General features: G+C 33.7%; 8 protein-coding genes. All 8 read right to left on the bottom strand.

Features of this window, described 5'->3' with window-relative positions; all coding sequences use genetic code 11:
• The 8 genes from LNTAR_RS19225 to LNTAR_RS19190 all read right to left on the bottom strand — a co-directional run bounded on the left by LNTAR_RS19225 (position 1) and on the right by LNTAR_RS19190 (position 8,712).
• Positions 1-1,542, bottom strand: coding sequence for a hypothetical protein (locus LNTAR_RS19225; RefSeq protein WP_007280422.1), 1,542 nt, complete (start codon positions 1,540-1,542; stop codon positions 1-3).
• A 223-nt stretch (positions 1,543-1,765) separates the two neighbouring features.
• Positions 1,766-2,146, bottom strand: coding sequence for a hypothetical protein (locus LNTAR_RS19220; RefSeq protein ID WP_007280421.1), 381 nt, complete (start codon positions 2,144-2,146; stop codon positions 1,766-1,768).
• Positions 2,147-2,445: 299 nt separating this feature from the next.
• Entirely contained in the window at positions 2,446-3,309 is an 864-nt protein-coding gene (locus LNTAR_RS19215; RefSeq protein WP_007280420.1) for a hypothetical protein, read from the bottom strand.
• Positions 3,306-4,007, bottom strand: coding sequence for a hypothetical protein (locus LNTAR_RS19210; RefSeq protein ID WP_007280419.1), 702 nt, complete (start codon positions 4,005-4,007; stop codon positions 3,306-3,308). Before LNTAR_RS19210 ends, LNTAR_RS19215 begins: the two co-directional genes overlap by 4 nt.
• Before the next feature lie 215 nt (positions 4,008-4,222).
• Positions 4,223-6,859 carry a S1 family peptidase gene (locus tag LNTAR_RS19205; RefSeq protein ID WP_007280418.1) on the bottom strand — a complete coding sequence of 879 codons (2,637 nt, stop codon included), beginning with the start codon at positions 6,857-6,859 and terminating at the stop codon, positions 4,223-4,225.
• Between the two features lie 348 nt (positions 6,860-7,207).
• Positions 7,208-7,504 (bottom strand): P-loop NTPase fold protein, encoded by a 297-nt coding sequence (locus LNTAR_RS19200; RefSeq protein WP_007280417.1) that lies wholly within the window; start codon positions 7,502-7,504, stop codon positions 7,208-7,210.
• Between the two features lie 156 nt (positions 7,505-7,660).
• Complete coding sequence (locus LNTAR_RS19195; RefSeq protein ID WP_007280416.1) at positions 7,661-8,125, bottom strand: hypothetical protein; 465 nt, start codon at positions 8,123-8,125, stop codon at positions 7,661-7,663.
• Positions 8,126-8,148: 23 nt separating this feature from the next.
• Positions 8,149-8,712, bottom strand: a complete 564-nt coding sequence (locus LNTAR_RS19190) for a hypothetical protein (RefSeq protein ID WP_007280415.1) — start codon at positions 8,710-8,712, stop codon at positions 8,149-8,151.
• Positions 8,713-8,784 lie beyond the last annotated feature (72 nt).

The following is an 8,784-nucleotide window of genomic DNA, read 5'->3' as shown; positions in this document are numbered from 1 at the left end:
CTAACTCTTCTCCTTAAAAACTTTTCTGTTCGTAACTAACCGTAAGCGTGGGTTCGATATCTTACTGCTTTCTTTCTTATTTCTAATCAACTTAAACCATTGTTCACGGCTAGTATTTGATGAACCTTTTGTAAATTCACCCATTTGAATGGGACCACGCAAATGAACTACGTCAGTATCTATTGACTGACGTCTAAGTTCTGGCCACATATTTTTTGTAAATCCCCAGCCTCCCTTACTTTGTTCGTCATAAGCTATTGAGACCATCGGAGGGTTAACGACTTCAAACTTGATTTCTTTTTTATCGACACTAAAACAGCCTAAATATTGCCCTTCATTCCACTCTAGTTTACTTTGAATTCGAATTAGTCCTGATTCCAATTCTTGACTCACGAAATCAATTTGATCTCCATCACATTTTAGTGTGAATTTATTAAGATCAGTTATTTTTGTTCTTAATAAAATGTTTGGCACGGCCCCTTTTAAATACTTCGAACCCGCTATTTTTAATCCTCCTTCAAGACAAAGCGTTTTATAACGAATCCAACTAGGCATCAACTCATTATATCTTTCAGGAACCTGAAATTGATAGATCTTCCACCCTGGACTAATTCCGTCTATGTTTAAACAACTAAGTTCTTCTCTAAGAATATTTTTGATATAATTTTCAAGTCTTCCTGAATCATTACCTAATAGTAGGACTTCATCTCCAATTTCTACATGCCTTCTACTTATGTAAGTAGATTCATCTTCTAACTTACAAAGAAGGATACCCTCATTAATTATTCTATTTTTTATAACTGGGTCTATATTGCCGCACCCAGTCTGCATTAGCTCAGGAAAACATATTTTTTGTATTTCACCTGAGATATCAGCGGCACATTCCAAACGCAATGGTTCTTCCTTAATTTCAAAAATGAGCTGATCATATTTCTTAGAAGTATACGCTTTCTTAATAAGGACTGCACTCGTTTTAAACTTCTCGGCAACTAATCGATGTTTATCTGGGACTTCCACTCCCTTTAAATGATAGTGATGTACGATCCCAAGATAATGCGCTAGCCTCCACAGTAACTTTGATTTCTCAGTAAAGCTTAGGTCGGTATGATTCAATACATTTAATTCAGGATCAGGTTGATTCGTAGTTAAACATTGTGAAATAAATTCTTCGATCTTCATCTCCCAGGCAAAATCAACTACATCTTTCCCAGGAAAAACCGCGTCCAACCAACTAAGGAACTCATCCGTTTCATCTATAGATCCATTATCAATTAATAAATCTTCAGGTATGTCTTCAAGCAGTTTATCCAGTCCTAACCACCTATTCACTTCCTTACTACGGTCACTATAATAAACTTGACCTCCGCGATAATTTTCACAGTCTTCGCTGTTACTACCTGGCCAATGTTTAAAGTAGTGAGTCCCAAACTTGTTCGTTTGAAAGGCGGTTCGTTCTGAACACACAGGGCAAGTATAATTAGTACCGTCAACTCCATCGTCCGCACTAATTTCCTGCCCTCTTCTGTCTAAAGCATATTTCATATCATATTTAAACCTTAATAACTCTAATCTCCCCTACTCTATTAGCTACTCCACATATAAAAAATAGATTGTTTTCAAACAGATTAAGCATAGCCTTTAACAAAGGATATTTTTTGTCTCATGTAAACATAAGTAATTATTATATAAACAACTTTAATGATCCATCATTTCTCATTTAAACTGTTGTTCTTAACGTTAGCTTTCTCCACGGCAGGCACATTCATCATTTCTCCCGACAGCCTTTATTAACTTCATTTACGAAATCAGTAATCTCTTGATATAACTTTTCTCTTTCGCTATTGACTCTAGATTGCATACCTTTTTCAATTATTGACATAGCTGCTCTTACTGTATTTGAATCACCAAAGCCAATGGGTGTAAAAATATCTTGCCACTCAGAAAGCATGATATACCCCGACTTCAAAAAATCATCCATCTCAGGAACCTTTCTACATTTAATAATCAGTTTAATTGAGTCTTTTATAGTGTGCTTATCATATGGAAGCTTCCATTCTTGTGCTAATTCAAATGCTGGCTTTTTCTTAATTGCTTTGCTATACTTACGGATAACCTTTAAAGCTTTTTTGATTTGTTGATCTTCCATTTCTTCTCCTTTCTTTACTTCTCGGATGCCTTATTTATTTGTCATCTCTATATCAAGCACAATACACTAGGACATATTATGTCTATGACCCTGTATCCAAGTCATAAAAACTTCATCACAATAGAAATCTTCCATGGCTTCTAACTGCCACGTTCCTCCGAGTAACTCTAGGTTCCAAGTAACTAAATGATTGGCTAGGTCTTGGTAGTGAGTTAGATTAAATTTTTCACTTATAGACCCTTTTGATAAAGCTTCTCTACACTCTTAAATAATCTGTTTATTTCTGGTTTCAAAGATGATCACTCAATTCCAAACAATTGAGGCATAAAAAGAAGAGTATTGTAAATCCAGCTATTCTTTTCATGGCTCTTTATGTATAGATCTACATGAGAATCACCTACACTGCCACTAAGATTGAACTTATCATTTAGAATCCTCGGTTTTATTTGAAGATCTGCATAACCAAAGTTACCACAATCACCATTAATGTTAATTGTCTTTGAAAATTCAGAATTTTTACAATCAAGTGAAATGTAACTTGCACCAACAGTTCCTGTGACTTCCAGAATCTTTGAATACTTCTTATACTTAGCACTAAGATCCACATAGCCATTTGAACTGGAACCTTTTATTTCAAAAGACTGTGTCAGTTTATTATAACTTATCGCTTTATTGCGAAAAATATGGTTATCTGTAATACGAGGAGCTGGTTTGTATACATCAGAATCAACTCTACCTTTAGTGTTTCGGTACATAAAAGACCGAGCTTCTTTAAGTATATTATCACACATTTTTCTAGACTTATAACCATCCACTATCATAGCGACACGCGTATTCAAATCGGGACCTTGCTTAAAATACACTCCCGCTACTGTTTTACCGTTAGAACCGATAATTGTACCATTTTTGAAATCATCAGTTATTACTTTCAAACCTGCCTTTTCAACACCAAATCGAAGCGCCCACCAACTCGATAACGACCCCTTACCCATGAAATCTGTTGACAGCTTAAACTCCGAGCCTTTTTTTTTGTCAGTTTTTGAATTATCAAAATCAACTTCTGCTACACTTTTTGGTAACGCATCAACAGTACCATCTGGTGCCATAGTTCTACAAGATTGAAGAATAATACAGATACTAAATAAAAGGAATTGATATTTCATTTATTACCTTTCCATTCAAAATCGATTTCGTAAGCTTTCATAAAGTCTTTTATATTGCCTCTTCCCTCATAACCTAGGCCTTGATACTGCCAAGTTCCACCACCTTCAATATTAATGTACAAACGATCATATGAACCACAGTGCTCACAGGATGTCTCAACGAGATAATCAATTATCCTCGCCTTAAGCTTAGCCTCTTCCAAATGTTGCTCTTTCTCTTTAAGTTCTACACTTAATTGCTTATCATCTGCGCTGTAAACGCTTAGATTTTCAAGGTTATCATCCAATTGATTAGAGTCATACCTCAACTCTAAATCTACGCCCATTTGACTATATAAATCTTCATTAGGATTGATGCATTCCAGTTTCAAACCTTCTTTTATAAGAGTTAATATTTTTTCATGGTTAAAAATATCTCCATGAAAATCTTTAAGGTCTTCGTCAATTGTTATCCCTAAAGAAACGTCTCCTTTATGATCTAAATATAAATTATAATAGCCTTGGTGAAGGCCATTTACTTCATCGCCTTCTGAACTCCCAGCCCAAGCCACCCAAACTTCATTTAATAGCTGTAATAAATTCGAATCAGTGATTTTTGAGTCTAAAGACAATTCTCCTCTTATACCTATTCTCATTCCTTTTAGTAATTCTCTTCTATAGAGTTCCTTAATTAGATCGTATGAATTGGTATAAATCATTGTATTCTTCCATTTAAATAAAAACCTTTACATATCTTAAGCGATCAAGGTAAACAACACAACTTAGACTTATTATTTTTATCGCGTCTCAGACAGATTATTTTTATTTTAAAAACGTCTCAGACGAGCTCATCTTTATAAAGCATTTATCTCATATATTACATATCCTGATAGGATGGTGGTAATGAGTATTTAAATGGGGAAATATTCTTAGTTCATTTCTTCCCTTTTAAATTGATATAAGATGTAAAATCGGACGAGGGTAATGCCAAGCAATTATTCCCTGATGATGACGTAGAACTTCGTAGTCCTTCTTTTATTACTGCTTCTACAATACCCACGATTTCTCCCTCTTCATTTATAATTGGCCCACCACTAGAACCGCTACTAATGTTTATATCAATATTTAAATACTTTATATTATTAAACACATGACCAGGGTTACTTATGACCCCCCCTGAGTACGCTAGTTGACTTGTCCCTTTTGAATAGAGTTCTGGATTACTTATACAATAAACTTGATCACCTTTCTTATTCATAGGATCAAAATCTATATTAGCCCATTTATCCGTAGAAAAGTCTTTGATTTTCAAAATTGCGATATCATACAAGTCATTAACGCTAACTATTTCAGCCTTATAAACACCCTTTGAAGCGCCTTTAAAAAGTTCCACTTCAGTTTCCGGCCCTACGAAAGTATGTGCACATGTCAACACGTATCCATCAGAAGAAATTATCGTTCCTGTACCACGAGATAACCTTTGACCATTACTGAGCGAATAAACACCACATACAACGTTTTCATAATACGCAATAATATCTTCTTTTGATTTTAACGCATAATCACTTCTAGTTAATTCTATCTGTTTAAAATCATTGCCTTTATCATCTATCTCAACACTTGAGACTGCCTGCATAAACCATTCTGAATCTAGTAAGTCTTTAAAATCTTGATCTTTAGCCCAAGGATTTATAAATAACGCAATGATTTCACTTTCAATTACAGATAAATTTTCATATTGTTTATATTTAAAATTATCAAGATATTCTTTAAGCTTTTGTTTATACTTATTAGACAACTCAAGCAAACTAAGAAAACGTTTTTCAAAACTCATGTCCGCACTAACCCCATCAAGGATTCTATTTGATAAGTCTTTATCTGTGGCTTTTGAACCTATCCGTACAAAATCACTGTATATCATTTCTTTCTTGAAACTAAAAGTTTCTTCTTTAACTTTAGTTAATAAATTAATTGACCACCCATTCTTAATTGTGCCTTGATTAAAATTATATGGCAAATACACAGGTCTCTTTATATGGGATGATGTCCTATTATATTGTCCGACCAAATTGTTATAGCTATTTAATGCATTGCTGTAGAATGTTTTTTGTAGATTAACGCTCTGAAGATTATAATTAGTTGGGTTATAATTATATGAGTTAACAGCATTACTATATGAGTTTTCCGCACTATCCAAACTTATTTTTGAGAGTTCTAGTTGAAACTTAAGTGTTGCCTTGGCTGGGTTTGGGATTGTTTCTGTATGACTATAATACGAAGAAGGGACAGGGCTAAGGTCAGATAAATCAGGTATAATTTCTTTATAATCTTTCACTACTAAATGAATATCCGCATTTATAGAATCTACTTCTTTCTTAAATAATCTTTTCCCTGCATTAGTTGACCAAAAAATTCTATGCAAATTATACCACAATTGGTTTCTATTTTCCACATTGGTTGCATGATCAAATTCTATGTAAACTTTAATCTCAGGGTATTGCGTATTACGCAATCCCCCAAGTGATAGGTTCAACAATTCTTTTGACTCGTTTTTTTCAATGTCGGATTTTGATAATTCTAAGGCTCTTGCGGAATGACCCGCAGAAATAAATGATGCTAGTCCTTTACCGATTAATTTGTTCGCGCGATTTAAATGTGCTTTTATCAAAGGCTTAGTTATTATTGAATGGTCTGATAAATGTTGTTCCGAAAAATTTATTAACAAGAAGCTCACATCATCTGAATCTAAAATTACTGGTAATCTTTCACTAAAAAATTTTGAATATTCCTTTTCTGATGTCGCTATAATTACTTTAAGTCGGCTCTGGTTCTTTTTTGATAAATACTGTTTAAAACTCTGAATGTTTCTTAACTGCGTATTTAAACTCTTAAAATCTTTCTTTGAATTCAAAAGGATTAGTGGTTTATTTATAAAAGCAATTGCTTCAAACAATACCAATAACTCTCTATTTAGATACCGTAAAGAAGTTGGAAACTTCACTAGCGTCCCTGCCCAATTATCAATATCTTGATAACTTTCAGGTTTTAATTTTTCATTCAAATATTTTATATACTCAGGCTCTAGACTTTCCAAATAAAAGTTAATTTTTGGACTGTCATTTAATAAATTATAATATTCACTAAAATCTTCAAAAATAGTGAGTATATCATCACCTAACGTCTCGTGCTGTTTATATAGTAGATCTATTCGTGAAATCGTCGCGCTAACAAGCTCTTGTTCGTATTTAAGCTTGGATGACCAGATACATAAATTAATGCCATCATCTAAAACTGCTTTAACAGCCCTTATATTGCCTTTGTTACGCTCTTTAGTTGCTTTAGCCATGTAAGTTTGTTCAATCCTTTCCTGATACATCTTTCGAGCTTGTATGAACTTTGGTTCAAGCATAACTACTTTTTGGCCAGCTGCATTATTTTCATTTAAATACTTTAAAGCCCCATAATAATCTCCTTCCTCTAAGAACTCTGTGATTTTCTCTTGAGGTGATGCGCAGCTAAAAAGTAAAGATGTAAAAATAACAATTTGTAGGAAATTTTTAATCCTCAGCATTTCTATCCCCCTTTCTAATACTTTGATTTAGAATTTTTATAAAAAAACATTTTATATAACATATATACTGTATTAGCAATAGTTAAGTATCAAAAAAGGTCTGTATATAATATCTTTATCATTTATACTTCTATACCTTCATATTCAGCAAGTTGGTTTAAGGACAATTGAAACAAAGCCTCTGACTGTAAAGCGGGCCGGCAATGACATAGGTCAACTAATGGCCATGCATAGGAGTTTAAGAGTGTTATGAACTTACATAGGTATTCCACATAGCTTTATACAAAACTCAGCTATCAAGGATATATGTTACTTCATGAGCGTTTGTGCTAGCTGACCATATTTAACTTAATATGCATTCTTCAAAAAACTTTTTGCGATCTCTCCCCCGATTTTCACACCCTTACTTTCAAGTAGTAGATGTAATGACTGAATCAACAAAGCATCGATATCTTCGGCAGAAGCAATTCCATTTAAGGAAATGTAAATAAATCTCTTTGGTTCATTTAACATGTATTCATTTTTGAGGAAATGCGTTTTACCGGAGCCCCATGAACCGGTCAGCATAACTGCTGCCCGCATCTTACACTTCTCTGATAAATACCAATTAAGATAGTCTATAATGTGTTGGTTTGTATTACTCATCTAGACTTTCATCCCTCCAGTTGTTTTTGGATATATTTTTTTTTTTAAATCATCTTTTTTCTCTTCCTCAAATTCTCGTTAGTCTTTTATGTCGCTTCTCAGACAAGTCTACCAGTAAAAAAACTCTTCCAAGACTTAGTCGAGTTATTTTATAAATCATAACGGGTTCAAAAAAGGCTTAACTCCAAATAGCTCCCCTTTTCTTGCTTTACTCTCAATATCATAAGCTTCTGAACTGCTATCTACAATTACATATTGGTATTCAAAGTGATCATGAATATAGTTTTTTGTCATTGTATCTAACTTGTATTCGCCTGTGGCAAACTTCTTTAAGTCATTAGAGTTGAGTTGCGGTATTACCAATCGGTTAGCTACATATACGCAAAACTGATCCCCACTTAACCTTCCCGAGGCATGACTATTAAGCCGTGTAACTAATCCATATTTTGTTTTGCCTTGTTCTATCGCTTTCTCAATTTGTCTACCTGACATGCCACAGTAAATCAATTCATCATTATCCCAGATAGCATAGACCCCTGCTGCCACTGCTGGTAAGTGGGAATTGGACCAGGCACTAAACCTTTTCTTTTTTGAAAAATCTAACTTCGAAATTGTATGCATATTAGTCCTAAATCATGGTATTTTTAACGCGTCTCAGACACACTTATTTCCTCAGGGTAATCGATGAAAACTTCGCAATTATCGTACTTAAAGGCTTCTGCTGTTTTTCTAATTAACTCAACAACATTATTCGCAGATAGCTTTGTTTCGACAAAAAGGCTTTTGTCTCCAAAATTAATCCTAGCAGGTTTTGTGAGATCCGTTTCGTATTCCGAAAAATATTTACGTGTTCCATTGCTCTTTATTTGAGTTAAGACTTTTTCAAAAATTGATGAATTTTCAAAAGCAATGATTTGTAAGCCGTCAGTAGCCACATCGTGCCAATCCAGTAAAGATATATCTAGCTCCCAAATGCCCAACCTTAAAATGCATACATATTTACTTGTATATTTATCATGACTATTTGTCCCCACATATACTAAGTGTGGATCAATATTTCTAAGTTTAGGAAGCTTATAGTTACCCCATAAGTCATCAATTAAATGTTTACTCAGTCTACCGGCATGTTCGTTTTCTACTAAAAGCTCTTGAAGCTCGTAAAAACGTTTTACTTCATAACAATGCTTAATTCTTATAAATCTACTCATTACTGTCTCTCTCCTTTATCATATCTAACCAATTACTTTCATATAAAAAGTTATAACTATTTACAGTTATGT

This window comes from Lentisphaera araneosa HTCC2155 (assembly GCF_000170755.1).
GTDB lineage: Bacteria > Verrucomicrobiota > Lentisphaeria > Lentisphaerales > Lentisphaeraceae > Lentisphaera > Lentisphaera araneosa.
This window is presented reverse-complemented; position numbering and strand designations above follow the sequence as displayed.

Bases quoted from the DNA above. Each gene is read 5' to 3' on its own strand.
- LNTAR_RS19195 (WP_007280416.1), bottom strand. From the start codon at position 8,125: ATGCATACAATTTCGAAGTTAGATTTTTCAAAAAAGAAAAGGTTTAGT.
- LNTAR_RS19225 (WP_007280422.1), bottom strand. From the start codon at position 1,542: ATGAAATATGCTTTAGACAGAAGAGGGCAGGAAATTAGTGCGGACGAT.
- LNTAR_RS19205 (WP_007280418.1), bottom strand. From the start codon at position 6,859: ATGCTGAGGATTAAAAATTTCCTACAAATTGTTATTTTTACATCTTTA.
- LNTAR_RS19220 (WP_007280421.1), bottom strand. From the start codon at position 2,146: ATGGAAGATCAACAAATCAAAAAAGCTTTAAAGGTTATCCGTAAGTAT.
- LNTAR_RS19210 (WP_007280419.1), bottom strand. From the start codon at position 4,007: ATGATTTATACCAATTCATACGATCTAATTAAGGAACTCTATAGAAGA.
- LNTAR_RS19190 (WP_007280415.1), bottom strand. From the start codon at position 8,712: ATGAGTAGATTTATAAGAATTAAGCATTGTTATGAAGTAAAACGTTTT.
- LNTAR_RS19200 (WP_007280417.1), bottom strand. From the start codon at position 7,504: ATGAGTAATACAAACCAACACATTATAGACTATCTTAATTGGTATTTA.
- LNTAR_RS19215 (WP_007280420.1), bottom strand. From the start codon at position 3,309: ATGAAATATCAATTCCTTTTATTTAGTATCTGTATTATTCTTCAATCT.